Annotated in this window: 32 protein-coding genes and 1 pseudogene; 32 read left to right on the top strand and 1 reads right to left on the bottom strand. The window is 53.0% G+C overall.

Features of this window, described 5'->3' with window-relative positions; genetic code table 11:
- Positions 1-221: 221 nt before the first annotated feature.
- The gene (locus ABJG22_RS07090) at positions 222-2,552 is read right to left on the bottom strand and encodes a TonB-dependent receptor (RefSeq protein ID WP_348019553.1); all 2,331 of its coding nucleotides are present in this window, start codon (positions 2,550-2,552) and stop codon (positions 222-224) included.
- A 205-nt stretch (positions 2,553-2,757) separates the two neighbouring features.
- On the opposite strand from ABJG22_RS07090, the gene ABJG22_RS07095 reads away from it, so the two are divergent.
- From ABJG22_RS07095 to gdhA, 32 genes and pseudogenes are all read left to right on the top strand, one after another.
- On the top strand, positions 2,758-3,423 hold the full coding sequence (locus ABJG22_RS07095) for a hemolysin III family protein (RefSeq protein WP_348019554.1): 666 nt from the start codon (positions 2,758-2,760) through the stop codon (positions 3,421-3,423).
- A gap of 55 nt (positions 3,424-3,478) precedes the next feature.
- The gene (locus tag ABJG22_RS07100; RefSeq protein ID WP_348019555.1) at positions 3,479-3,850 is read left to right on the top strand and encodes a DUF1304 domain-containing protein; all 372 of its coding nucleotides are present in this window, start codon (positions 3,479-3,481) and stop codon (positions 3,848-3,850) included.
- Positions 3,851-4,066: 216 nt separating this feature from the next.
- The gene (locus ABJG22_RS07105) at positions 4,067-4,447 is read left to right on the top strand and encodes an Imm8 family immunity protein (RefSeq protein ID WP_348019556.1); all 381 of its coding nucleotides are present in this window, start codon (positions 4,067-4,069) and stop codon (positions 4,445-4,447) included.
- A 253-nt stretch (positions 4,448-4,700) separates the two neighbouring features.
- Positions 4,701-5,072, top strand: a complete 372-nt coding sequence (gene rpsL / locus ABJG22_RS07110) for a 30S ribosomal protein S12 (protein WP_066744956.1) — start codon at positions 4,701-4,703, stop codon at positions 5,070-5,072.
- Positions 5,073-5,095: 23 nt separating this feature from the next.
- The gene (gene rpsG / locus ABJG22_RS07115; RefSeq protein ID WP_100092391.1) at positions 5,096-5,566 is read left to right on the top strand and encodes a 30S ribosomal protein S7; all 471 of its coding nucleotides are present in this window, start codon (positions 5,096-5,098) and stop codon (positions 5,564-5,566) included.
- Positions 5,567-5,713: 147 nt separating this feature from the next.
- A complete protein-coding gene (fusA, locus tag ABJG22_RS07120) occupies positions 5,714-7,807 on the top strand; it encodes an elongation factor G (RefSeq protein ID WP_348019557.1) in 2,094 nt (697 codons plus the stop codon).
- A gap of 153 nt (positions 7,808-7,960) precedes the next feature.
- Complete coding sequence (gene tuf / locus ABJG22_RS07125) at positions 7,961-9,151, top strand: elongation factor Tu (protein ID WP_348019558.1); 1,191 nt, start codon at positions 7,961-7,963, stop codon at positions 9,149-9,151.
- 122 nt (positions 9,152-9,273) lie between these two features.
- Positions 9,274-9,585: a 30S ribosomal protein S10 gene (gene rpsJ / locus ABJG22_RS07130; protein WP_348019559.1), complete on the top strand. Its 312-nt coding sequence runs from the start codon at positions 9,274-9,276 to the stop codon at positions 9,583-9,585.
- 195 nt (positions 9,586-9,780) lie between these two features.
- Positions 9,781-10,632, top strand: a complete 852-nt coding sequence (gene rplC / locus ABJG22_RS07135; RefSeq protein WP_348019560.1) for a 50S ribosomal protein L3 — start codon at positions 9,781-9,783, stop codon at positions 10,630-10,632.
- Between the two features lie 3 nt (positions 10,633-10,635).
- Positions 10,636-11,262, top strand: a complete 627-nt coding sequence (rplD, locus tag ABJG22_RS07140; protein WP_348019561.1) for a 50S ribosomal protein L4 — start codon at positions 10,636-10,638, stop codon at positions 11,260-11,262.
- Entirely contained in the window at positions 11,255-11,563 is a 309-nt protein-coding gene (locus tag ABJG22_RS07145) for a 50S ribosomal protein L23 (RefSeq protein WP_067198324.1), read from the top strand. Before rplD ends, ABJG22_RS07145 begins: the two co-directional genes overlap by 8 nt.
- Positions 11,564-11,569: 6 nt before the next feature.
- Entirely contained in the window at positions 11,570-12,406 is an 837-nt protein-coding gene (gene rplB / locus ABJG22_RS07150; protein ID WP_348019562.1) for a 50S ribosomal protein L2, read from the top strand.
- A 2-nt stretch (positions 12,407-12,408) separates the two neighbouring features.
- Positions 12,409-12,684, top strand: a complete 276-nt coding sequence (rpsS, locus tag ABJG22_RS07155) for a 30S ribosomal protein S19 (RefSeq protein ID WP_348019563.1) — start codon at positions 12,409-12,411, stop codon at positions 12,682-12,684.
- Positions 12,684-13,067, top strand: coding sequence for a 50S ribosomal protein L22 (rplV, locus tag ABJG22_RS07160; RefSeq protein ID WP_348019564.1), 384 nt, complete (start codon positions 12,684-12,686; stop codon positions 13,065-13,067). Before rpsS ends, rplV begins: the two co-directional genes overlap by 1 nt.
- 2 nt (positions 13,068-13,069) lie before the next feature.
- Complete coding sequence (gene rpsC / locus ABJG22_RS07165) at positions 13,070-13,771, top strand: 30S ribosomal protein S3 (protein ID WP_348019565.1); 702 nt, start codon at positions 13,070-13,072, stop codon at positions 13,769-13,771.
- Between the two features lie 24 nt (positions 13,772-13,795).
- The gene (gene rplP, locus ABJG22_RS07170; protein WP_348019566.1) at positions 13,796-14,227 is read left to right on the top strand and encodes a 50S ribosomal protein L16; all 432 of its coding nucleotides are present in this window, start codon (positions 13,796-13,798) and stop codon (positions 14,225-14,227) included.
- A gap of 5 nt (positions 14,228-14,232) precedes the next feature.
- Positions 14,233-14,451 (top strand): 50S ribosomal protein L29, encoded by a 219-nt coding sequence (gene rpmC / locus ABJG22_RS07175; RefSeq protein ID WP_348019567.1) that lies wholly within the window; start codon positions 14,233-14,235, stop codon positions 14,449-14,451.
- A 9-nt stretch (positions 14,452-14,460) separates the two neighbouring features.
- Positions 14,461-14,691, top strand: a pseudogene (rpsQ, locus tag ABJG22_RS07180) (30S ribosomal protein S17); the annotation flags it as partial.
- Positions 14,692-14,916: 225 nt separating this feature from the next.
- Positions 14,917-15,285: a 50S ribosomal protein L14 gene (gene rplN / locus ABJG22_RS07185; protein ID WP_348019568.1), complete on the top strand. Its 369-nt coding sequence runs from the start codon at positions 14,917-14,919 to the stop codon at positions 15,283-15,285.
- Between the two features lie 2 nt (positions 15,286-15,287).
- Entirely contained in the window at positions 15,288-15,611 is a 324-nt protein-coding gene (gene rplX, locus ABJG22_RS07190; RefSeq protein ID WP_348019569.1) for a 50S ribosomal protein L24, read from the top strand.
- A complete protein-coding gene (gene rplE / locus ABJG22_RS07195) occupies positions 15,604-16,191 on the top strand; it encodes a 50S ribosomal protein L5 (RefSeq protein WP_348019570.1) in 588 nt (195 codons plus the stop codon). The genes rplX and rplE overlap by 8 nt, the downstream gene beginning before the upstream one ends.
- A 37-nt stretch (positions 16,192-16,228) precedes the next feature.
- A complete protein-coding gene (gene rpsN / locus ABJG22_RS07200; RefSeq protein WP_348019571.1) occupies positions 16,229-16,534 on the top strand; it encodes a 30S ribosomal protein S14 in 306 nt (101 codons plus the stop codon).
- A 12-nt stretch (positions 16,535-16,546) separates the two neighbouring features.
- Entirely contained in the window at positions 16,547-16,942 is a 396-nt protein-coding gene (rpsH, locus tag ABJG22_RS07205) for a 30S ribosomal protein S8 (RefSeq protein WP_348019572.1), read from the top strand.
- Between the two features lie 2 nt (positions 16,943-16,944).
- The gene (gene rplF, locus ABJG22_RS07210) at positions 16,945-17,478 is read left to right on the top strand and encodes a 50S ribosomal protein L6 (RefSeq protein WP_348019573.1); all 534 of its coding nucleotides are present in this window, start codon (positions 16,945-16,947) and stop codon (positions 17,476-17,478) included.
- Positions 17,479-17,481: 3 nt separating this feature from the next.
- Positions 17,482-17,835, top strand: a complete 354-nt coding sequence (gene rplR / locus ABJG22_RS07215; RefSeq protein ID WP_348019574.1) for a 50S ribosomal protein L18 — start codon at positions 17,482-17,484, stop codon at positions 17,833-17,835.
- A gap of 1 nt (position 17,836) precedes the next feature.
- Positions 17,837-18,565, top strand: coding sequence for a 30S ribosomal protein S5 (gene rpsE, locus ABJG22_RS07220; protein WP_348019575.1), 729 nt, complete (start codon positions 17,837-17,839; stop codon positions 18,563-18,565).
- Between the two features lie 5 nt (positions 18,566-18,570).
- Entirely contained in the window at positions 18,571-18,750 is a 180-nt protein-coding gene (rpmD, locus tag ABJG22_RS07225; protein ID WP_348019576.1) for a 50S ribosomal protein L30, read from the top strand.
- 45 nt (positions 18,751-18,795) lie between these two features.
- Positions 18,796-19,350 carry a 50S ribosomal protein L15 gene (gene rplO / locus ABJG22_RS07230; RefSeq protein ID WP_348019577.1) on the top strand — a complete coding sequence of 185 codons (555 nt, stop codon included), beginning with the start codon at positions 18,796-18,798 and terminating at the stop codon, positions 19,348-19,350.
- 201 nt (positions 19,351-19,551) lie between these two features.
- Positions 19,552-20,925, top strand: a complete 1,374-nt coding sequence (gene secY, locus ABJG22_RS07235) for a preprotein translocase subunit SecY (RefSeq protein ID WP_348019578.1) — start codon at positions 19,552-19,554, stop codon at positions 20,923-20,925.
- 55 nt (positions 20,926-20,980) lie between these two features.
- Positions 20,981-21,628, top strand: a complete 648-nt coding sequence (locus tag ABJG22_RS07240) for an adenylate kinase (protein ID WP_348019579.1) — start codon at positions 20,981-20,983, stop codon at positions 21,626-21,628.
- Positions 21,629-21,651: 23 nt separating this feature from the next.
- Positions 21,652-22,281: an SRPBCC family protein gene (locus ABJG22_RS07245; protein ID WP_348019580.1), complete on the top strand. Its 630-nt coding sequence runs from the start codon at positions 21,652-21,654 to the stop codon at positions 22,279-22,281.
- Positions 22,282-22,418: 137 nt separating this feature from the next.
- Positions 22,419-23,774 carry an NADP-specific glutamate dehydrogenase gene (gdhA, locus tag ABJG22_RS07250; RefSeq protein WP_348019581.1) on the top strand — a complete coding sequence of 452 codons (1,356 nt, stop codon included), beginning with the start codon at positions 22,419-22,421 and terminating at the stop codon, positions 23,772-23,774.
- Positions 23,775-23,830: the final 56 nt, after the last annotated feature.

Consider the following 23,830-nt stretch of genomic DNA (forward strand, 5'->3'; position numbering starts at 1 on the left):
GAATTGCTTGGAAAACTCTCTTGGATACGGTTTCGGCGCTATCGGTCTTCCTGTCGATATGTTGGAACTATCCGCTGCGGTTGCGAGCTATGATGGTCGGCCTTGCAAGTCCGGGCGATCTATTTGTAGCGGTGGATTGCACTAGCCCTAACGCAATGTCCCCGACAAAGGCTGTGACCTTTGCCGGGGACATGCTTTCGTTTTGATCGGTCGGTTATCAATCAGAATTTGGCGCTGGCTTGAATGCCGTAGAAGCGTGGTTCTGCCGGGATGAAGGTCGGGATGCCAAAGGCACCGCCCGTATTGCCGGCATCGAGCAGATAATCCTTATTGGTCAGATTGCGGACAAAACCGGCGATCTCGAACCGTTCCTCTGCAAAAGACACCCCGGCGCGCAGGTTGACCAGCGTCACCGCTGCCTGACTGGTCAGGATGTTGTTCGGTGCTTCGAAATAGACCCGGCTGCGATGGGTGACGCTGGGTGTAGCAAAGAAGCGCGTGCTGTCATTGATCGGATAATCGACCGTGAAGCCAGCCGCTGCCTGCACCTCCGGCTGGAGACGAAAGCGCGACCCTGCCAGATTGCCGTTGCCCGGATTATCGTCAATGCCGCCATCGATATAGCCGATATTGGCGAACAGGCTCAGCCAGTCGGCCGCACGGACATTGACCTCGGCTTCGACCCCGAAATTGCTGGCGCTACCGGCGCTCAGCGTGGTCGTGGTGCCCGGTCTGGCTGGATCAGCGATCGTGACCTGGAAATTGTCATAGACCTGATAATAGACGCCAAGCGAGCCGGAGAACGGACCGGCCGCCCCTTTTAGACCGACTTCATAATTCCACACGGTTTCCGGCGCGATGTCGCTGAAGTCGCCGACCGGCCCGGTGGGCGTGCTGGTGGCGCCGGCGTTGACCGTTGCGGAACGGCGGCCTTTGGAGACCGTGGCGAAACCGTTGATTGCGTCGGAGAAGCGATAGAGGATGTTGAAGCGTGGTAACATCGCGGAGAAACTGTCCTCTGTGCGGAAGGTCTGGCCCGCCGTATCGGTGAGTGGGAAGGGCGGCGCTCCGGTGATGACCGATCCTGGTGCGGTGGCGCGATAGCCGGAGCGGCGTTTCTCGATCAGCACCCGGACGCCTGCGGTCAGCTCGAGGCTGGGGTTGGGGATCCATGTGCCATCGGCAAAGACCGAATAGCTGTCATTCTTGCCAAGATTTTCGAAGACCGCCTGATAAGGGATGGTGTTGATCGCACCGCCGGTCAGTGCCGGGATTGCGTCGCCGGCCGGCACACCATTGGTATCGACGCAGGGCACGCCCGGCACGAACACGTTGGCGAGACACTGGAAATAGGTCACTTCATCGGTGGAGAAGGGGACCCGCTGGCTATTGTCTTCGCGGAACAAATTCCAGCCAAAGCTACCGCGGAAGCTGCTGCCATCATTGTAGGTGAAGCGGGTTTCGTGGCTGCCCTGCTCGCCATTGGCATCCTCGGCAAACTCCAGGAAATAGGCAGCCGAGCCGTCGGCGTCGAACACCTCGTTGCTGTTGAACTTGCGAAAGCCGTTGACCATGGTGATGTTCCAGTCGTCGGCAAAATCCCAACTCATTGTCAGGTTGGCGTCATAGACGTCGCGCGTCAGGCCAAGGTCTGCATCGCCGAGCACAGCGGCAGAGAAGGGTGAGCCGCGCATATCGGCAACGCCGAACGGATCGGCCGGTCCGGCACTGGTCGGCAAGGTGCCGGAAATGAAGGGCGTGCCGGAATTGCGCTGCCGGTCATAGGTCAGGACCAGATCGGCGGTGAAATCGCTGCTCGGCGTGAAGCGAAAGGATGCGCGCGCTCCCAGTTGGTCCTGTGCGTAAAGGTCATCCTGGTTCGGCGCGAGATTGGTGACATAGCCGTCGCGTTTTTTATAGGCTCCGGCAACCCGTACCGCGACCGTGTCGTTGCCGGCGTTAAGATGGCCGCTCAGCGTATAGGCGTCAAAATTGCCATAGCTGGCGGTTATTTCACCGGAGAGGTCCGGTTTGGGCCGCGCGGAAATGATGCTGATTGCGCCGACGGCGGATGCCGTACCGAACAGGGTCGCCTGCGGGCCTTTGATCACCTCTACCCGGTCTATATCGTATAGATCCTGATAGGAACCGCGCGAGCGGGAGATGTCGACGCCGTTATAGTAAAGCGTGACGCGGGCGGCTTGCTGCGCCGAACCGCTGTCCGAAGTAATCCCGCGAATGACCACGCCGGGATTGTTGGCGCTCTGTTCCTGAATATTGAGACCGGGGACATAGTTGGACAGCTCGTCAAGATCGGACACGCCCAGTTGTTTGAGCCGTTCACCTGTGTTTGCCGAGATGGTGATCGGTACATCGGTCGACTTCTGCTCGATCTTCTGAGCGGTAACGATGATGATATCGCCGTCAGTGTCTTCGGCCATATCGTCGGTACCGGTTTGCGCCATGGCCGGGGCGGTCCCGGCCGAAAAAAGAGCAGCAGCCAGTGTGAGGACGGAGCTACGGGATAGGGTTGTGGGAGAAGTTTTTGTCATGGAAGGAATCAGCCTTTTGCTATGCGACACGGAATGGATTCTGCAGTGCAGCAAGGCGGTTGCATGACGGCGGCTGTTCTATGAAAGTTTGGATAATCTTGCGTGACTCAATTGTGAACGCGGGCAGGAGGGGCAGATTTTTCGCAACGTCGGTTAATGGGTGACTGTTGGCGATAAATATGCTGTCACGGTGATCCCGTCTCCCATGCCCACCTCCAAAGATTGTGATCTGATGTACCCCACGCCCGATAAACAGGAACGCCGCGCCGACTTCATGGTCCACGCCATTGGATTGATCTTCATTCTGGTGGGTGGGGTGGCTTTGCTCTTGCGGGCTGCGGCTGGTCACGGACTGGCTGTGGTCGCGGCAGTCGGTATCTATGTGGCTTGTGTGGCCTTTTCTCACGTCATTTCGATGTTCTACCATCTGTCGCCATTTCATGACCGGCGGCTAGTGCTGCGGCGGATAGACCATGCGGCCATCTATCTGACGATCGCCGGGACCTTCACTCCGCTATTCGTCCTGACCGATACGGAATTCAGCCGCTTCCTGCTCGCCATTGCCTGGGCGCTGGCCGCGCCGGCGATCCTGTACAAGATATTCGGCAAAAATCTGGACTCGCGCTGGTCGCTGGCTTCCTATCTCGGACTGGGATGGATGGGCGTGATCGGCGTGCCGGAGATGATCGACCGGTTGCCCCCATTATCGCTCTGGGCGATGTTGGCGGGCGGTGTCTTCTATTCGTTCGGCACGATTTTCTACGCCCGCAAGACGCAGCCCTTTCGCTATTCCATCTGGCATAGTTTTGTGATGATGGGCGGGGCGAGTTTCTTTGTGGCTATCTGGGTGGCTTTGGCGGTGGCTGGCTGATCGCTTGTGCTTGCTCGCCCGTACCTTATAATGGTTCGGTTCGGGGAGAGGTACAATGAGAATATTGGCGTCGCTATGCATCGGGCTTATCGCCGTGCTGCATCTCTATATCGCTTGGTTCGAGATATTTGCCTGGACCACCAGAGGCCCGGCGGTTTTCACGGCCTTTCCTGAAGATTTGTTTGAATCAACCACGGCGATAGCCGCCAATCAGGGGCTCTATAACAGCTTCCTTGCTGCTGGCCTGGTCTGGTCGCTGTTTATCAAGGACGATATATGGCAACGCCGTGTCGCGACATGCTTTTTGCTGTTCGTTGCGATTGCCGGACTATTCGGCGCCTATACCGTATCGCCGCATATCGCAGTGGTGCAAAGCGTGCCAGCGGTGATTGCGCTGGTGCTGGTCTGGTTGGGCAGGGGGCGTTAGGGCGTAATTTCTTTGGTATGCTGAATGTGTTGCGGGCAATAGGTGTGCGGTTGGATGATCGAAGAATCGGGTTTAATGCACATTAGTCCAAGTTAAGCTAATGTCCGCTATGGGCGCAAAAACGGACGTTGAGATTCGCTCTCTTCCGATATTGGAGGTGACAACCTAAAACGGTTGTGCGCAAATCTTTAGAACACTGCGTTGCTGGAGGTTGTTGTGATTGAAGCTGAAGTTAAGTGGATAGACTGGGTCGATGAGTTCACAGGATCAGTTGACGAACCTGATTTCCTCTTAGTTACCGCTGGCATCGGTGAACGTGGTTCCGAAGGTGCTGATAATTTCAATGTCAGTGTCTGCAACGTTGCGGGGCTAAATAAGCTTTTTGAAGGACAGCCGGGATTGTGGCCTCGCGGTAAGTTGATTGTTACCAAAATCGATATCAATCATATTGAAAAAACGCTTCAGAATCTGGTGCGGCAGTTTAACGGATCAAAAACGTGGCAGATATTTTCGGAAAGGCTGAACAGATATCTTCATTGGGAGTTTGAAGACATGGATGACTATCAAGGGAAACCTTTAATTCCCAAAATTGATTGAGTGCCTAATGTCCGCTTTCAGGATATAGCGGACCTTCCTTTCCAAGTTTGATAGCTATCACGAATTTATTGTCTGATATGCGGTCAACCTGTTGACGAAATCGCGAATCCCCGCTAATGGCCGCGCTCTTGTTCGTGCGGGATGCGTCTTGCTGAACAGGAAAGCTACATAGGCAAAACACTTGCCGTACTAACATGCGGTGAGAGTAACCCCTGCAATTTGCAGGATAAACTACTTATAAGGTGAAGACTTTATGCCAACGATTAACCAGCTCGTCCGTAAAGGGCGGGTGCCTCAGAAGGTGAAATCCAAAGTTCCAGCAATGGAAGCCAACCCACAGAAACGTGGCGTTTGCACCCGGGTTTACACAACGACTCCAAAGAAACCAAACTCCGCTCTGCGTAAAGTTGCCAAGGTTCGCCTGACCAACCAGCGTGAGGTCATCAGCTATATTCCCGGTGAAGGTCATAACCTTCAGGAACATAGTGTTGTCCTGATCCGCGGCGGCCGTGTTCGCGATCTTCCCGGTGTGCGTTATCACGTACTTCGCGGTGTTCTGGATACCCAGGGTGTCAAGGACCGGAAGCAGAGCCGTTCGAAATATGGCGCCAAGCGTCCTAAATAAGTTTAGTTTCGGAGTTATAAGATATGTCACGTCGTCGTCGTCCCGAAAAACGGGTTATCCTGCCCGATCCTAAGTTTAAGGATCTGGTGCTTTCGAAATTCATGAACAACCTGATGATGGATGGTAAGAAATCCACCGCAGAACGGATTGTTTATGGTGCATTTGACAGCGTTGAAGCCAAGGCCAAAAAAGACCCGCTTCAACTGTTTCATGATGCGCTCAACAATATCAAGCCGGGCATTGAAGTGCGCAGCCGCCGTGTTGGTGGTGCAACCTATCAGGTTCCCGTCGAAGTGCGTCCTGAACGTGCGCAGGCTCTGGCCATCCGCTGGATGATCTCTGCCGCTCGCGGCCGCAGCGAAACCACAATGGCAGCGCGTCTGTCGGGTGAAATTCTTGATGCTTCCAACAATCGCGGCAACGCGGTGAAGAAGCGTGAAGATGCGCATAAGATGGCAGAAGCCAACCGCGCCTTCGCTCACTACCGCTGGTAGTAAGAATATACACCGTAGCGTTGATCTTCCGGATCGTCGCTACGGTGAATTAATAGATCGAATAGACCATCACAGGGCTGGCATTGTTCAGCCCATTTCACTATAGGGCGGCCAGAAATTGGTTCCCGACATATTGGAGTAAAGACTATGGCACGCAGCCATCCGCTCGAACGATATCGCAATATCGGCATTATGGCCCATATTGATGCTGGTAAAACAACGACCACCGAACGTATTCTTTATTATACGGGTAAGTCCTACAAGATCGGCGAAGTGCATGATGGCGCGGCGACGATGGATTGGATGGAGCAAGAGCAAGAGCGTGGTATTACCATTACCTCTGCTGCGACCACCTGTTTCTGGAATTCAGAAGACCGCAAGGGTCCTGAGCACCGGATCAACATCATTGATACGCCGGGCCACGTTGACTTCACCATTGAAGTTGAACGTTCATTGCGTGTGCTTGATGGCGCGGTCGCCTGTTTTGACGGCGTTGCCGGCGTTGAGCCACAGTCTGAAACCGTATGGCGTCAGGCTGATAAATATAAAGTTCCACGGATGTGCTTCATCAACAAGCTCGACCGTACCGGCGCTAACTTCAAATTCTGCGTTGATTCGATTGTAGAACGTCTGGGCGCAACGCCTGCTGTGCTTTATTTGCCAATCGGCATCGAAGCGAGCCTCGTTGGTCTAGTTGACCTCGTCAATCAGCGTTCGATCACTTGGAAGAACGAAGATCTCGGTGCTGAATATTCCTATGGTGACATTCCAGAGGATATGGCCGACGAAGCAGCGGAATATCGCGAAAAGCTCATCGAACTTGCTGTTGAGCAAGATGATGATGTCATGGAACAGTATCTTGAAGGCAACGAGCCTGATGCAGCGACTTTGAAAGCGCTCATCCGTAAAGGTACGTTGAACCAGAGCTTCGTTCCTGTGCTTTGCGGTTCGGCCTTTAAGAACAAAGGCGTTCAGCCTCTGCTCGACGCGGTTGTGGATTACATGCCTAGCCCGCTCGACGTTGACGCGATTAAAGGCGTTGGCCTTGACGGCGAAACCGAAGACGAACGTCCATCGAGCGATGATGAGCCATTTTCCGCTCTCGCGTTTAAAGTGATGAACGATCCATTCGTGGGCACGCTGACCTTCTGCCGTATCTATTCCGGTAAGCTGGAAAAAGGCACGTTGCTGAACTCGGTTAAGGACAAGAAAGAAAAAGTCGGCCGTATTCTGGAAATGCACTCCAATGATCGTAAAGACATTGATGAAGCATATGCAGGCGACATTGTTGCTTTGGCCGGTATGAAAACCACGACCACGGGCGATACGCTTTGTGACGCTGACAAGCCGATCATTCTGGAGCGTATGGAATTCCCGGATCCGGTTATCGAGTTGAGTGTGGAACCAAAAACCAAGGCTGACCAAGAGAAGATGGGCGTTGCTCTGAACCGCTTGGCTGCTGAAGATCCATCATTCCGGGTGACCACTGACCACGAATCCGGTCAGACGATCATCAAGGGCATGGGCGAGCTTCACCTCGACATTCTCGTGGATCGTATGAAGCGTGAATTTAAAGTGGAAGCCAATGTTGGTGCGCCACAAGTTGCGTATCGCGAATCTCTCGGCAAGGCTGTTGACATTGACTATACGCATAAGAAACAGTCCGGTGGTTCCGGTCAGTTCGCGCGTATCAAATTTGAAGTCACGCCCGGTGAGCGCGGTGCAGGCATTACGTTTGAAGATGAAATCAAGGGCGGTAATATTCCGAAAGAATATATCCCGTCTGTTGAAAAAGGTATGCGCGAAACGGCCGATACTGGCTCGTTGATCGGCTTCCCCATCATCGATTTCCACATTCGTGTCTATGATGGCGCCTATCATGATGTTGATAGTTCGGCACTGGCATTTGAAATTGCAGCGCGTGCAGCAATGCGCGAAGCCGCTCAGAAATCCGGCATTAAGTTGCTTGAGCCTGTCATGAAGGTGGAAGTGATTACGCCGGAAGATTATCTTGGTGACGTTATTGGCGATCTTAACTCTCGCCGTGGTCAGATCCAGGGTACAGACACACGTGGTATTGCCCAGGCTGTGGATGCGATGGTGCCGCTGGCCAACATGTTTGGTTATGTGAACGAATTGCGTTCCTTCACTCAGGGTCGTGCACAATATTCGATGCAATTCTCTCATTACGAAGAAGTGCCGAATAGTGTCGCGGAAGACATCAAGGAGAAAATGGCTTAACCGCCACTCCAATCAGAGGTAACGCGCTTTCCTTTTGTGCGCAGCTGGCGGGAAAAACGCCAGACCGGCAAAAGGGTGTTGACAGAATTAGAGAGTCTCGCCAAAGCGCGGCGCAGACTATCAAGTATGATAGAAAATTAGAGGTAAGAGAAAATGGCTAAAGAGAAGTTCGAGCGCAATAAGCCGCACTGTAACATTGGAACCATCGGTCACGTCGATCATGGTAAGACAACGTTGACTGCGGCTATCACCAAGGTTCTGGCGGAATCAAACGGCGGTGAAGCTGTTGACTTCGCAAACATCGATAAGGCGCCTGAAGAGCGTGAGCGTGGTATCACCATTTCAACGGCACACGTTGAATATGAAACCGAAAACCGCCACTATGCGCACGTCGATTGCCCAGGTCACGCCGATTATGTGAAGAACATGATCACCGGCGCTGCTCAGATGGATGGTGCTATCCTTGTGGTTAACGCTGCTGATGGTCCAATGCCACAGACTCGTGAGCACATCCTTCTTGCCAAGCAGGTTGGCGTGCCTTCGATGGTTGTTTTCATGAACAAAGTTGATCAGGTTGATGACGAAGAACTTCTTGAGCTCGTCGAAATGGAAATCCGTGAACTGCTTTCTTCTTATGATTTCCCTGGTGACGATATTCCAATCGTTGCAGGTTCTGCACTTGCTGCATTGGAAGGCCGTGACGACAACATCGGTAAAGAAAAAATTCTTGAACTGATGAAAGCTGTTGATGAAGCTATTCCACAGCCTGATCGTCCAGTCGATCAAGACTTCCTGATGCCTATCGAGGACGTGTTCTCGATCTCTGGTCGCGGTACTGTTGTAACCGGCCGTGTTGAAACCGGCGTTGTGAATGTTGGCGACGAAGTTGAGATTGTTGGTATCAAAGACACCACCAAGACAACCGTTACCGGCGTTGAAATGTTCCGTAAGTTGCTCGACAGCGGTGAAGCTGGCGATAACATCGGCGCATTGATCCGTGGTATTGATCGTGAAGCTGTTGAGCGTGGTCAGGTTCTTTGTAAGCCTGGTTCGATCACGCCGCACACCGAATTCAGTGCAGAAGTTTACGTGTTGTCGAAAGACGAAGGTGGCCGTCATACGCCATTCTTCGCTAACTATCGTCCACAGTTCTACTTCCGTACAACGGACGTTACCGGCGAAGTCATCCTGCCAGAAGGTACGGAAATGGTTATGCCTGGTGATAACGTGACGATTGACGTTAAACTGATCGCTCCGATCGCAATGGATCCAGGTCTTCGCTTCGCTATTCGCGAAGGTGGCCGCACCGTTGGTTCTGGGGTTGTCAGCAACGTAACAAAGTAATATAGGAACGCCTCGCTGCCCGGATCGGTGATTCGGGCAGCTAGTTATTTCGCCGCTCCGGCCTTTTTCGTTAGAAAATCGGGGCGGTTTATTTTTGGCTCTTTGACATTGGTAGCAGGTACATGGAAACGCAGAATATTCGCATTCGCTTGAAGGCATTTGACCATCGGGTTTTAGATCAAGCAACTGGCGATATCGCTGAGACTGCTCGCCGGACTGGCGCGCTGATCCGTGGACCGATACCTTTGCCAACGCACATTGAAAAATTTACCGTAAACCGCGGGCCGCACGTAGACAAAAAGTCTCGTGAGCAATTCGAGGTACGGACTTATAAAAGGTTGCTCGATATCGTGCAGCCAACACCGCAGACGGTTGACGCTTTGATGAAGCTTGATCTGGCTGCTGGTGTAAATGTCGAGATCAAACTGGCCTGAGCCAATTGATCGTAGATGCCTACCTAGGTGGTCATCTAGATAAATGACAGGATACCGCCGGCTTTAGCCGGGCAGCGTCCTCCGTCTCGTTCCAGAATTTCTGGAACAATACAGCCCGGACGGGGTGATGCATTACAATTTGGGTTGGCACGCCGGACGAAATGGTTCGTTCGGCCTCTGTTAAGGAGATTGATCGTGCGTACAGGCGTGATCGCGAAAAAAATGGGGATGACCCGCTTGTTCCAGGAAGATGGTCGGCATGTGCCGGTTACCGTTCTTTCTTTGGAAGAATGTCAGGTTGTTGGAGCGCGTAAACAGGTTCCGGATGGCTATTTTGCTGTTCAGCTGGGTGCGGGTCCTCGTAAAGCGAAAAATGTTAATAAGCCACAACGTGAAGCTTTTGCTAAGGCAGAAGTTGAACCAAAGGCTCGAGTTGCCGAATTCCGGGTTGATAGCGAAGATGCTTTGCTCCCCATCGGTGCTACCGTAACTGCAGACCACTTCATTGCTGGCCAGATGGTTGATATCCAGGGCGTGACCCAGGGTAAGGGCTTTGCTGGTGCCATGAAGCGTTGGGGTTTCGGTGGTATGCGTGCAACTCATGGTGTTTCTATCTCTCACCGTGCTCATGGTTCTACTGGTCAAAACCAGGATCCAGGCAAGGTCTTCAAGGGTAAGAAGATGGCCGGTCACATGGGTGCGCGCAATCGCACTCAGCAGAATTTGGAAGTCGTCCGTACAGACGCCGCTCGCGGTCTGATCTTTGTGCGCGGCAGCGTTCCTGGTTCAAAGGGTGGCTGGTTGCTGATTAAAGATGCTGTGAAAACGGCTCTTCCTGAAGGTGTTCCATTCCCGGGTGCTTTGCGCCGCAACGCGGATGAAACGGCAACGGAAGATGCGCCGGCGGGTATGATCGAAGCAGGTGCGGAAATCGAGGCGCCAGCGGGTCCAACCGATGCAGAAGTAGCGGCGGCAGCCGAGGCTCCCGCAGAAAAGCCAGCGGAAGAGAAATCTGATGCTGCAGATGATGCAGGGAAGGAGGGCTAAGCCATGAAATTGAAAGTGAAAACCCTCGACGCGAAAGCCAAAGGCGACATCGAATTGAACGATGACGTGTTCGGCGTTGAAGCGCGTGCAGACATTCTTCACCGTATCGTCAACTGGCAGCGCGAAAAAGCACGTGGAACGGCTCGTCCGACCCGTGAGCGTTCAGATATTGCTCGTACCGGTAAGAAGTTCGGCAACCAGAAGGGTGGTGGTACCGCTCGTCATGGTGATCGTCGTGCTCCTATCTTCATCGGTGGTGGTAAAGCCCACGGCGCTCGCAAGCGTGACTTCAATCCTTCGCTGAACAAGAAAGTTCGTGCTTTGGGTCTGAAAATGGCGCTGAGCGATAAAGTCAAAAACGACAATTTGATCGTGCTTGAAAATATTGATCTGAAAGAAGCGAAAACACAGGCGCTTTTGGCCAATATCACCAAGCTCGGTTTCGGTAAGTCGGCGCTGGTCATGGACGGTGATGCTGTAAACGATGCTTTTTCGAAGGCTTCGAACAACATTCCACGCGTTAACGTGATGCCAGCAGCTGGTGCCAATGTGTACGACATTTTGAACCATGAAACCCTGGTGCTGACGCGCGCAGCGGTAGAAAAGCTGGAGGCGCGCTTCAATGGCTAAAAAAGAAGCAGTCGATATTCGTCATTATGACGTGATTGTCGGCCCGCACATCACCGAAAAATCAACCTTGCTCAGCGAACATAATGCTGTGGTATTCAAAGTTGCGAACACCGCAACCAAGCCACAGATTAAAGCTGCCATCGAGGCGTTGTTTGATGTCAAAGTCAAAAACGTCAACACGCTGGTGCAAAAGGGCAAGACCAAGAAGTGGAAGGGTCGCCCCTATACACGCAACGACATTAAGAAGGCTGTTGTCACTTTGGCTGAAGGCCAAACCATTGACATCACCACGGGAGTTTAAGGGCACATGGCATTAAAATCCTATAAACCAACAAGCCCCGCCCGACGCGGCCTGATCTTGGTAGACAAGAGCGGCCTGTGGAAGGGCAAGCCTGTCAAAAAACTTGTCGAAGGCAAGCGCAAGACCGGTGGTCGGAACAACAAAGGTCATGTGACCTCGCGCGGTATTGCCGGCGGTCATAAGCAGAAATATCGCCTCGTCGATTTCAAACGGCGTAAATGGGATATGGCTGCGACCGTTGAGCGGATCGAATATGATCCTAACCGGACGGCCTTTATCGCTCTTCTGAAATATGAAGACGGTGAACTGGCTTATATCATTGCGCCACAGCGTCTCGACGTTGGTGATAGCGTGATTGCTGGTGAAAAGACCGACGTGAAACCAGGCAACGCGATGCTCTTGTCGCAGATGCCGGTTGGTACGATCGTTCACAATGTTGAAATGAAGCCAGGCAAGGGCGGTCAGATTGCTCGTTCTGCTGGTGCTTATGTCCAGATTGTTGGTCGTGACCGCGGCATGGTAATTGTTCGCATGAAATCAGGCGAGCAACGCTACTTGCGCAGCGATTGCATGGCTACGGTTGGCGCGGTTTCAAACCCCGACAACTCGAACCAGAATTTTGGTAAAGCAGGCCGTACCCGTTGGAAGGGGCGTCGTCCTCTTACGCGCGGTGTTGCGAAAAACCCTGTGGATCACCCGCATGGTGGTGGTGAAGGTCGGACTTCCGGTGGTCGTCATCCAGTGACACCATGGGGCAAGCCAACCAAGGGTGCTCGTACCCGCAAGAATAAAACGACCGACAAGATGATCATCCGGTCGCGTCATTCTAAGAAGAAGAGGTAAGCATGGCTCGTTCCATCAAAAAAGGTCCATTTGTTGACCTCCACCTGCTGAAAAAAGCACAGGAAGCACAGGAAGCAAGCAAGCGTTCGCCGATCAAGACATGGTCGCGTCGTTCTACTGTTCTTCCTGATTTCGTCGGTCTAACGTTCAACGTTTATAACGGAATGAAATTCATTCCGGTTTCGGTGAATGAAGACATGGTCGGTCACAAGCTTGGCGAGTTCGCTCCAACGCGTAACTATTACGGCCATGGCGCTGACAAAAAAGGCAAGAAATAATGGGTAAGGCATCATCACCCCGCCGCGTTGGCGACAATGAAGCTTTGGCTATGGGCAATTCCATTCGTGGTTCCGCCCAGAAGCTTAACTTGGTTGCGCAGCTTATCCGCGGCAAGAAAGCGGAAGACGCTTTGAACATCCTGTCCTTTTCGAAAAAAGCGATGGCAAAGGACGTCAGCAAGGTTCTGGCTTCCGCAATTGCTAATGCCGAGAATAATCACAATCTGGATGTTGACGCATTGATCGTTCACGAAGCGAGCGTCGGCAAATCAATCACGATGAAGCGTTGGAAAGCGCGTGCTCGTGGTCGTTCAGCCAAGATTATCAAGCCATTTAGCCGCGTTCGCATTGTCGTGCGTGAGCATGAAGAGGAAGAGGCGTAACCATGGGTCAAAAGAGTAATCCTATCGGGCTTCGCCTGCAGATCAACCGGACCTGGGATAGCCGCTGGTATGCGGAAGGTTCCAACTATGGCGATCTCTTGATGGAAGACATCAAGATGCGCAAATTCATCTTTGACACTCTGCCACAGGCAGCGATTTCAAAGGTAGTGATCGAGCGTCCGGCTAAGACTTGCCGCGTTTCTATCTATGCTGCACGTCCTGGTGTTATCATCGGTAAGAAAGGCGCGGATATTGAAAAGCTGCGTCGCAAGCTTAGTGACATGTCTTCTGGTGACGTATCGTTGAACATCGTCGAAATCCGCAAGCCGGAAGTCGATGCGAAACTGGTTGCGCAGGGCATTGGTGATCAGTTGATCCGCCGTGTTGCATTCCGTCGTGCCATGAAACGTGCGGTACAATCCGCGCTGCGTCTTGGTGCTGAAGGTATTAAAATTGTTTGTGGTGGCCGTTTGGGTGGAGCAGAAATTGCCCGCGTTGAATGGTACCGTGAAGGCCGCGTGCCGCTCCATACGCTGCGCGCCAATATCGATTATGCTGAATATGAAGCACTGACCGCTTATGGCATTATCGGTATCAAGGTCTGGATCTTTAAAGGTGAAATATTGGGTCACGACCCAATGGCTCAGGATCGGTTGAATGTGGAAGCACAGACATCCGGCGTCCGTCCGCAGCACCAACGTTGATTTTTGAGGAATAGGTAGAGCATCATGCTGCAACCCAAGAAACATAAATTCCGCAAGGCTTTCAAAGGCCGGATTAAAGGCAAAGCCCCTGGTGGCACCAGCCTGAACTTCGGTAGCTATGGCCTTAAAGCCATGGAACCTGAGCGGATCACTGCGCGTCAAATCGAAGCGGCTCGCCGTGCGATCACGCGTCACATCAAGCGTCAGGGCCGGTTGTGGATCCGCATTTTCCCGGATGTTCCTGTATCGAAAAAACCTGCCGAAGTTCGTCAGGGTAAAGGTAAAGGCTCGGTAGAATATTGGGCTGCGCGCGTTAAGCCAGGCCGGATTTTGTTCGAACTGGACGGCGTTCCCGGACCAATTGCAGCCGTCGCTTTCGAGCGGGCAGCGATGAAGCTCCCGATTAAGACAAAGGTTGTGGCCCGCCTCGGCGATACGTCACATCTGGAAGGTTAAAGCAGATGAGCATTAAGACAGAAGATTTGCGGACCAAAACCGACGATCAGCTCGGGGCGGAATTGGGCGAACTGAAGCGCGAGGCATTTAACCTGCGTTTTCAGGCTGCGACCAATCAACTCGAAAAACCAAGCCGGATGCGGGAAGTGCGTCGCACCATCGCCCGGATCAAAACATTGCAGGCCGAGCGTGCGAACGCGGCGACCGCAGAAGCTAAGGCGTAAGGAACCGATATGCCAAAACGTATTCTCACGGGCACGGTTGTGTCAGACAAGGGCGATAAGACTGTTGTCGTCAATGTCGAACGCAAGGTGAAGCACCCGCTTTACGGAAAGATTATCCGGCGCTCGAAGAAATATCACGCGCATGATGAGAAAAATGAAATGAGCCTCGGCGAAACCGTGCGCATTGAAGAAACACGGCCGATTTCCAAGTTGAAAACTTGGAAAGTGCTGGAGCGGGTCGGCGCAGCAGCCGGCGTTGCAACGCCAACGGTCAGCGAGATTACAGCAAGTGATCCGAAAGACGAAAAGATCAAAGCACCGGAGAAGCCAAAGGCTGAACCAGTAGCGGAAGAAACGGCTGAAGCCGCGCCAGCTGGCGAATAAGTTTAGAATATCCCGGGTCTGCCGGGATGACGAAGTAGGAAACGCCCGGTTTTCCGGGGTTATGAAGAAGGAATTGGATCCATGATCCAGATGCAATCGAACCTGGAGGTCGCTGATAATAGCGGTGCCAAACGCGTGCAGTGCATCAAGGTGCTGGGCGGCTCGAAACGTCGCTTTGCCGGCGTCGGCGACATCATTGTCGTTTCGATCAAGGAAGCGGCACCGCGCGGCAAGGTCAAGAAGGGCGACGTTCACCGGGCGGTGATCGTGCGCACGAAGAAAGACATCCGCCGTAAAGACGGATCGGTCATTCGGTTCGACAGCAACGCTGCAGTTTTGGTGAACAACAGCCAGGAGCCTATTGGCACCCGTATTTTTGGCCCCGTGGTTCGTGAACTGCGTGCGAAAAAGCATATGAAAATCATCAGCCTTGCGCCGGAGGTAATCTAATCATGGCCAATGCAAAAATCAAAAAAGGCGACACCGTCGTCGTTCTGTCCGGCAAGGATAAGGGCAAGTCCGGTGAAGTCAGCAAAGTGATGCCAAAGGATGACAAGGTCATCGTTTCCGGCGTGAATGTTGCTGTTCGCCACCGCAAGCCAACACAGGCTAACCCTCAGGGTGGTCTGGAACGGCGTGAAGCGGCAATGCACATCAGCAAAGTGGCTTTGGCAGATCCGAAAGACGGAAAGCCGACGCGGGTTCGCTTTGAAAAGGCAAAAGACGGAAAGATGCAGCGTATCGCTGTGAAATCCGGGGAGAAAGTCGATGGCTGACAAAAAATATACCCCGCGCATGCGCAAAAAATATGACGATGAAATCGTCAAAGCGATGCAGGAACAGTTTAACTATTCCAACCCCATGGAGATCCCACGGATCACCATGGTCACCATCAACATGGGTGTTGGTGAAGGCAGTCAGGACAAGAAGAAAGTCGCGACTGCTGCGAAGGAAATGGAACTGATTGCTGGTCAGAAACCAGTAATCACGAAGGCGAAAAACTCGATCGCAACGTTCAAGTTGCGTGAAGGCATGCCGATTGGTTGCAAAGTCAATCTGCGCCGGGAACGGATGTACGAATTCATCGATCGTCTCGTGACGGTTGCGATGCCGCGTATCCGGGATTTCAGAGGCCTGAATCCGAAGAGCTTTGACGGTCGTGGCAACTTCGCCATGGGCTTGAAAGAGCAGATCATTTTCCCTGAGATCGCTTATGACAACATCGACGTTGTTCGCGGCATGGACGTGATCGTAACGACAACAGCAAAAACAGACGACGAAGCGCGTGCGCTTCTGGCATTGTTCGGTTTCCCGTTCCCGAAAGAGGAACAAGAGGAAGAAAAAGAAGCCGCGTAAGCGTGTTTCATAATACGGAAGGACGAGAACTTAAGTCATGGCGAAACTGAGTTCCATTAACAGAAACGAAAAACGCAAGCGGATGGTGAAGAAATACGCCAGCCGTTATGCGAAATTGAAGGCAATGGCAGCAGACGAATCTCTTGATGAGACCGAACGTCTGATGGCGCGCCTGAAAATGGCGGAAATTCCGCGGAACGCGAACCCAACCCGCGTACGCAACCGCTGTGAAACCACAGGACGGCCACGCGGCTATTACCGCAAATTCCGTCTGTGCCGGATCGAGCTTCGGGACATGGCCAATAAAGGTCTGATCCCTGGCGTAACGAAATCAAGCTGGTAAGGGAGAGATAATATGGCTTTTACCGATCCCTTGGGTGACATGCTCACCCGTATCCGTAACGGACAACAGGCACGTAAAGACAGCGTCTTGACCCCTGCGTCCAAATTGCGTGGTGCCGTCCTCGAAGTGTTGCAACGCGAAGGTTATATTCGTGGCTACAGCGAAGAAGAGGTCGACAAGCACCCCGGTTTACGGATTGAACTGAAATATTTTGAAGGGCAGCCGGCTATCCGCCACGTGGCTCGCGTTTCAAAGCCTGGTCGTCGTGTCTACAGCGGTTCGGAAGAACTGCCACGGGTGCGCAACGGTTTGGGTATAACAATCGTATCGACGCCAAAAGGTGTTCTGTCCGACGCGGAAGCGCGTCAGGAGAAGGTCGGCGGCGAAGTACTGGCTGAGGTATTCTAATCATGTCCCGTATTGGCAAAAAATCAGTGGCTATTCCTGACGGCGTCACAGCCGTCATGGAAGATGGTCTGGTCAAGATTAAAGGACCAAAGGGCGAGCTTTCGACCCCGATGGTTGACGATCTGACCTATGAACTCGGCGATGGTGGTTTGCAGGTAATGCCTGCGAATAAAACCAAAAGCGCGCGGGCTTTCTGGGGTATGCAACGTACTTTGGTTCAGAATTTGGTTGAAGGCGTTACGACGGGCTTCACCAAGGTTCTAGAAATCAACGGTGTTGGTTATCGTGCAGCGGTTAAGGGCAAGATCCTGAACCTGCAGCTTGGCTACAGCCATGATGTCGATTTCCCGATTCCAGATGGTATCGATGTGAAAACACCGGATCAGACGACTATCGAAATATCCGGTATGGATAAGCAGCAAGTTGGTCAGGTAGCCGCGGAAATCCGGCGCTGGCGCAAGCCCGAGCCTTATAAAGGCAAAGGTATCAAATATCGCGGCGAATATATTTTCCGCAAAGAAGGGAAGAAGAAATAAGCCATGGCGAATATTTCTCAGTTCAAACGGCGCCAGCAACGCGTACGCAGCAAATTGCGGAAGCGCGGGCTCTCAAAGCCTCGTTTGTCCGTGCATCGCACGAGTCAGCACATTTATGCGCAGATTATCGACGATGCCGAGGGCAAAACGCTGGCTTCCGCTTCGACCCTTGATAAGGCGTCTAAAGTCAAAACCGGTGCGGATAGCAATGCCGCTGCCGATGTTGGCAAGCGCGTCGCCGAAGCAGCCAAAAAGGCTGGTATCAAAGAAGTAATTTTTGACCGTGGCGGGTTCCTGTTTCACGGACGTGTGAAGGCTTTGGCCAACGCAGCACGTGAAGGCGGATTGGAGTTTTAATATGGCTGATGAACAAAAAACAGCAGAAAGCACGCCAGCCGCAGCTGCTCCAGCAGAAGCTGCGCCAGCAGGCGATAACAAACCACAAGAACGCCAAGGGCGTGGTGGTAACCGCGGTGGCAACAACCGTGGCGGTGGTCGTGATAACCGTGGCGGAGGCCGTGGACGCGGTGGCCGTGGCAATAATGACGGCGGCGAAGAGCTGATCGAGAAATTGGTCCACATCAACCGCGTTTCCAAAACCGTAAAAGGCGGTAAGCGCTTTGGTTTTGCTGCGCTTGTGGTTGTAGGCGACGGCAAAGGCCGTGCTGGTTTCGGTAAAGGTAAGGCGCGGGAAGTGCCTGAAGCTATTACCAAAGCAACGGCAGCTGCAAAAAAATCTATGGTTCGGGTTCCCCTTCGTGAAGGTCGGACACTGCACCATGATGGCACCGGTCAATTTGGCGCGGGCAATGTGACCGTCCGTTCAGCACCTCCTGGTACCGGTATTATTGCTGGTGGCCCGATGCGCGCTGTTTTCGAAAGTCTCGGCGTTTCCGACGTTGTGACCAAGTCGAACGGTACCGCAAACCCTTACAATATGATCCGCGCAACCTTTGCCGCATTGTCAGATCAGTCGAGCCCGAAAGCCGTGTCCCAACGACGCGGAAAGAAAGTCACTGACTTGCTTGCACGTGCAGGTGGTTCCGCTGCTGAAGTGGCAGCAGATGCCGCGGCCGTTACGGAGTAATTTTGATGGCGAAAGTTAAAATCAAGCAGATTGGATCTCCAATCCGTCGTCCTGAAAGTCAGCGGAAAACGCTGATCGGCCTCGGTCTCAACAAGATGCACCGTGTTTCCGAACTGGAAGACACTGCAGAAGTCCGCGGTATGATCCGTAAGGTACATCATCTGGTGGAAGTTGTTGAAGGGTAAGACCTGACACTTCCGTGCGAATAAAAGCGAAAGCGAGTACACGATATGAAATTAAACGAAATTAGAGACAACGAAGGCGCACGCAAATCGCGTACGCGTATTGGCCGTGGCATTGGCTCAGGCAAAGGCAAAACCGGTGGACGTGGCCAAAAAGGTCAGAAATCCCGTTCCGGTGTGTCGATCAACGGATTTGAAGGTGGTCAGATGCCGCTTCACATGCGTCTTCCGAAGCGTGGCTTTAACAACCCGTTCGGTACCGACTATGCTGAAGTGAACCTGGGCATGATCCAGAAATTCATCGATAGCAAAAGCCTCGCGAACAAAGGCACCATCGACCACGCAACGCTAAAAGCCGCTGGCTTGGCGCGCGGTGGCAAAGACGGCGTCCGTTTGCTTGCAAAAGGCGAATTGAAAGCCAAAATCACAATTGCCGTTGCCGGGGCTTCTAAAGCCGCTGTTGCCGCTGTTGAAAAAGCGGGCGGAAAAGTTGAAATTCTTGCCGCTGGCGGTGAACGCCGTCCGAAGGGCGAAAAGAAGGCAGTGCCTTCCAAACCCGCTAGCGAGAAAAAAGCCGCTAACAGGGCGAAAAAGAAAGATTGATCTTCGAGAGGCGCTGGTTTCAGCGCCTCTTTTTCTGGCCCCTTGTTTTTGATGCACGAACATCCGATATGGGGCGGGTTGCATAGCTGCAAAGGCAGTTATCCATCTCCGGAGATTGCTGCGAGACGCAATAGTTGGAGATGGGCTTTTTGTTTCGGCAAGAGCGCGTTGTAAACTAATAGTGGGGCAGGGAAGTCAAGCATGGCATCAAGAGCCGATCAGGTCGCAGCCAATCTAAGCCTGGCAAAATTTGGCGAAGCTACAGAATTGCGGAAACGTATCTGGTTTACGCTCGGCGCGCTTGTCATTTTCCGTTTGCTCAGCTTTGTTCCGCTTCCGGGCGTTGATCCGGTTGTTCTGGCTGATCTTTACGATCAGACCCGTGGCGGCGTTCTCGATATCTTCAATACATTCTCCGGCGGTTCGCTGGAACGGATGAGCCTGATTGCCTTGGGCGTCATGCCCTATATTACCGCCTCGATTGTGGTCCAGCTGGCCGCGGCATTATCGCCGACGCTGGCTGCGGTAAAAAAAGAAGGCGAATCCGGGCGTAAGAAGCTTAATCAATATACCCGCTATGGTACGGTTGGTCTGACCGCCGTTCAGGGCTATTTCATCGCGGTAGGGCTGGAAAGCTTCGCGTCCCAATCCGGCCTGCAAGCGGTCGTCGAACCCGGTTATATGTTCCGCGTTGGCGCCGTCATCAGTTTGGTTGGCGGTACGTTGTTCCTGATGTGGCTGGGTGAACAGATCACCAGTCGCGGTATCGGCAACGGTATTTCGCTGATCATCATGGCCGGTATTGTCGCACAGATGCCGACTTTCGTGGCCAATCTGATGGAAGGCAGCCGCACCGGTTCGATCGGCGCGCTGACGATCGTGGGTTTGATTGTGATGGTGGTTGGACTGGTGTTGTTCATCAGTTTCATGGAGCGCGCGCAACGACGGGTGCTTATCCAATATCCGAAACGCGCTACTCAACATGGTGTGATGCAGGCGGATCGCAGCCATCTGCCGCTGAAGGTCAATACCGCTGGCGTCATTCCTCCCATTTTCGCGTCATCGCTGTTGTTGATGCCGCTGACGGTTAGCCAATTTGCTGGCAATGCAACCGCTGGTGAGACGGCCTTCGGTGATTTCGTTATCACTCTAAACCAATATCTGGCACATGGTCAGCCGCTCTATATGGCCCTTTATGCAGCGGGCATTATCTTCTTCTGCTTCTTCTACACCGCGGTTGTTTTCAATCCGGAAGAAACATCAGAGAATTTGAAGAAAAATGGTGGTTTCATTCCCGGCATTCGTCCCGGTAAGAATACCGCAGATTATCTGGATTATGTTCTGACCCGGATCACCGTGGTGGGCGCTGCCTATCTTGCCTTCGTCTGTGTCTTGCCAGAATATGTCATGGCGCAAACCAATCTTCCGATCTTCTTCCTTGGCGGCACGAGTCTGTTGATTGTTGTCAATGTGACGGTCGATACGGTGACCCAGATACAGAGCCATCTATTGGCGCTGCAATATGGCGACCTGCTGAAGAAATCCAAACTCAAGGGCGGGCGACGTAAGCGCTAGGGCCTGAACGCGTAAATTTCATATCCGATCCAATAATCACCACGGGGGTAATCGCATGGACATCATCTTGTTGGGGCCACCGGGTGCCGGAAAAGGGACACAGGCTAGCCGTCTGGAAGATGAGCATGGCATGGTCCAATTGTCGACGGGTGATATGCTTCGTGCAGCGGTAAAGGCGGGTACGGAAGTCGGAAAGAAAGCCAAGGCGCTAATGGACGCTGGGGAATTGGTTCCTGATGAAGTTGTGTCGGGCATTATCGGCGACCGGTTGGACGAACTTGGTCGTGAAAAAGGCGTTATTTTTGACGGCTATCCACGAACGGCTGCTCAAGCGGCGTCGCTTGACGAGATTTTGACCGCGAGAAACCGGGCTCTGGCCCATGTCATTGAATTGGCCGTTGATGAAGATGCACTGGTCGAGCGTATTGTCGGCCGTTTCACCTGCGGCAATTGCGGTGAAGGCTATCACGACACATTCAAACAGCCGGCCAAAGAGGGCGTCTGCGATGCCTGCGGTAGTGACGCATTTAAACGCCGTCCGGATGACAATGAAGAAACCGTGCGGACCCGTATGAAGGAATATCGTGCGAAGACCGCTCCCATACTTCCTATCTATGAAGCGCGCGGAATTGTCCGTAGAGTGAATGGCATGGGCAGCATGGCGGAAGTCAATGATGCGATTGAGGCCGTCCTGTCGCTCTGAAGAGATTTCACAGGAGATAGGTCATGGGTAAGTTGGGATTTCAATCTATTCTGGGGATCGCAGCCTTCTGCAGCGCGACCGCCGCAAATGCGGAAGTGACCCATCTCGCTGACAACGGCTTTACGGTACAGCATCAAACAGTGGTTTCTGCTGATAAAGAAGCGGTCTGGAGCGCTATGATTGCACCGTCGCGCTATTGGAATGATGACCATAGCTGGACCGGTAACGCAGAAAATTTCTATCTGATTCCGCAGGCTGGCGGTTGTTTTTGCGAGCTGATCCGGACCACTTCGGACGATAATATTAGGTCGTCCGACGGCAGCGTTCAGCATATGCGGGTGATCTACGCGCGTAATAACAAGATGCTGCGGCTTTCCGGCGCGCTGGGTCCCCTTCAAGAAGAGGCTGTGACGGGCACGCTGACCATGCAGTTACAGCCACAGGATGATAGCACCGTGGTGCGATTCACCTATAAGGTCGGCGGCTATATGGAATTTCCCATCGATCAGATCGCACCCGGCGTAGATGCAGTGATCGGAGATCAATTGGCGCGCTTGGCGGCTTTGTTTGAAGAGCCGGAACCAGCGGATGGCGATGTGCCAGCTGACGAAACCGACGGTGAAACAGCCAGTGTTGACGCGGACGAAGGCTAGGATCTATTTCTGCTGAATATCAACGCTTTACCAACCGTGTTTAATAGTTCTATGATATATTCATATTCACTGCCGACTTGAGGAGGTCGTCAGCGATAATCGGGCCGCGCAAATCTTGACTTTTGAGGGGTTAGACGATGGCTGTTTCCGATCATGTGGATTTTCCGACTTTTATGGAAGGCGTCAAGAAACGCAATCCAGGGCAACCTGAATTTGTTCAGGCAGTGCAAGAAGTCGCAATGGATATATTCGACTTTATAGAAGATAAGGAAGCCTATCACAGCGCGCAGATTTTGCGGCGGATGGCAGAGCCTGATCGGGTGGTATCCTTCCGCGTCTGTTGGGAAGATGACAATCACTGTATCCGCGTGCAGCGCGGTTTCCGTATTCAGAACAACAATGCCATCGGCCCGTATAAAGGAGGCATTCGTTTTCACCCGAGCGTGACGGAAAGCGTGCTGAAATTCCTGGCGTTTGAACAGACATTCAAAAATGCGCTGACCGGACTGCCCATGGGCGGCGGCAAGGGTGGAGCGAATTTCAATCCTAAAGGCAAGTCTGATGCTGAAGTCATGCGCTTCTGTCAGTCGTTTATGACCGAACTTTACCGGCATATCGGCCCGGATACGGACGTGCCTGCTGGTGACATCGGAGTGGGTGGTCGCGAGATCGGCTATATGTTTGGCCAGTATAAACGCATTACCAACCGCTGGGAAGGCGTGCTGACCGGCAAGGGCATGGAATATGGTGGATCACAAATGCGCCCCGAAGCGACTGGTTACGGCGCCGTCTATTTCATGGAAAATATGCTGAAGCATAAAAAAGACGCCATTGCTGGCAAAACGGCGGTGATTTCTGGTTCCGGCAATGTGGCAACCCATGCGGCGGAGCAGATTACCAAGCAGGGCGGCAAGGTTTTGACGCTGTCGGACAGTGGTGGTTTCATCCATGATCCTGACGGAATTGATCAGGATAAGATCGACTGGGTCAAACATCATAAAACCCACACACGGGGGCGGATCAGCGACTATACCGACCATTTCACTGGTGCATCCTTCCACGAAGGCAAGCGCCCATGGAGTGTGCCTTGTGACCTTGCCTTGCCTTGCGCGACGCAGAATGAGTTGAATGAAGAGGAAGCTAAAGAATTGGTCGATAATGGTGTGATTGCCGTGTCGGAAGGCGCGAATATGCCGACGACGTTGCAAGGGGTGCATGTCTTCCATGATGCCAAGATCATGTACGGCCCCGGCAAGGCTGCCAACGCCGGCGGCGTTGCGGTCTCCGGTCTCGAAATGAGCCAGAATGCGGAGCGGATCAGCTGGAACCACGAGCGGCTTGGCGAGATGCTGACCGAGCTTATGGAAGGTATTCACGGCAAATGCGTCGAATATGGCGATCAGGGCGACGGATATGTCGACTATGTAAAGGGCGCCAATATAGCGGGCTTCAAAAAAGTGGCCGATGCTATGCTGGCTTATGGAGTGGTTTGACGGGAATTGTCGCTTTCGAAAAACTTCGTTCGGGCGGATAGCATCTCGGAGCAAAT

This window comes from Parasphingorhabdus sp., from assembly GCF_039939955.1.
GTDB lineage: Bacteria > Pseudomonadota > Alphaproteobacteria > Sphingomonadales > Sphingomonadaceae > Parasphingorhabdus.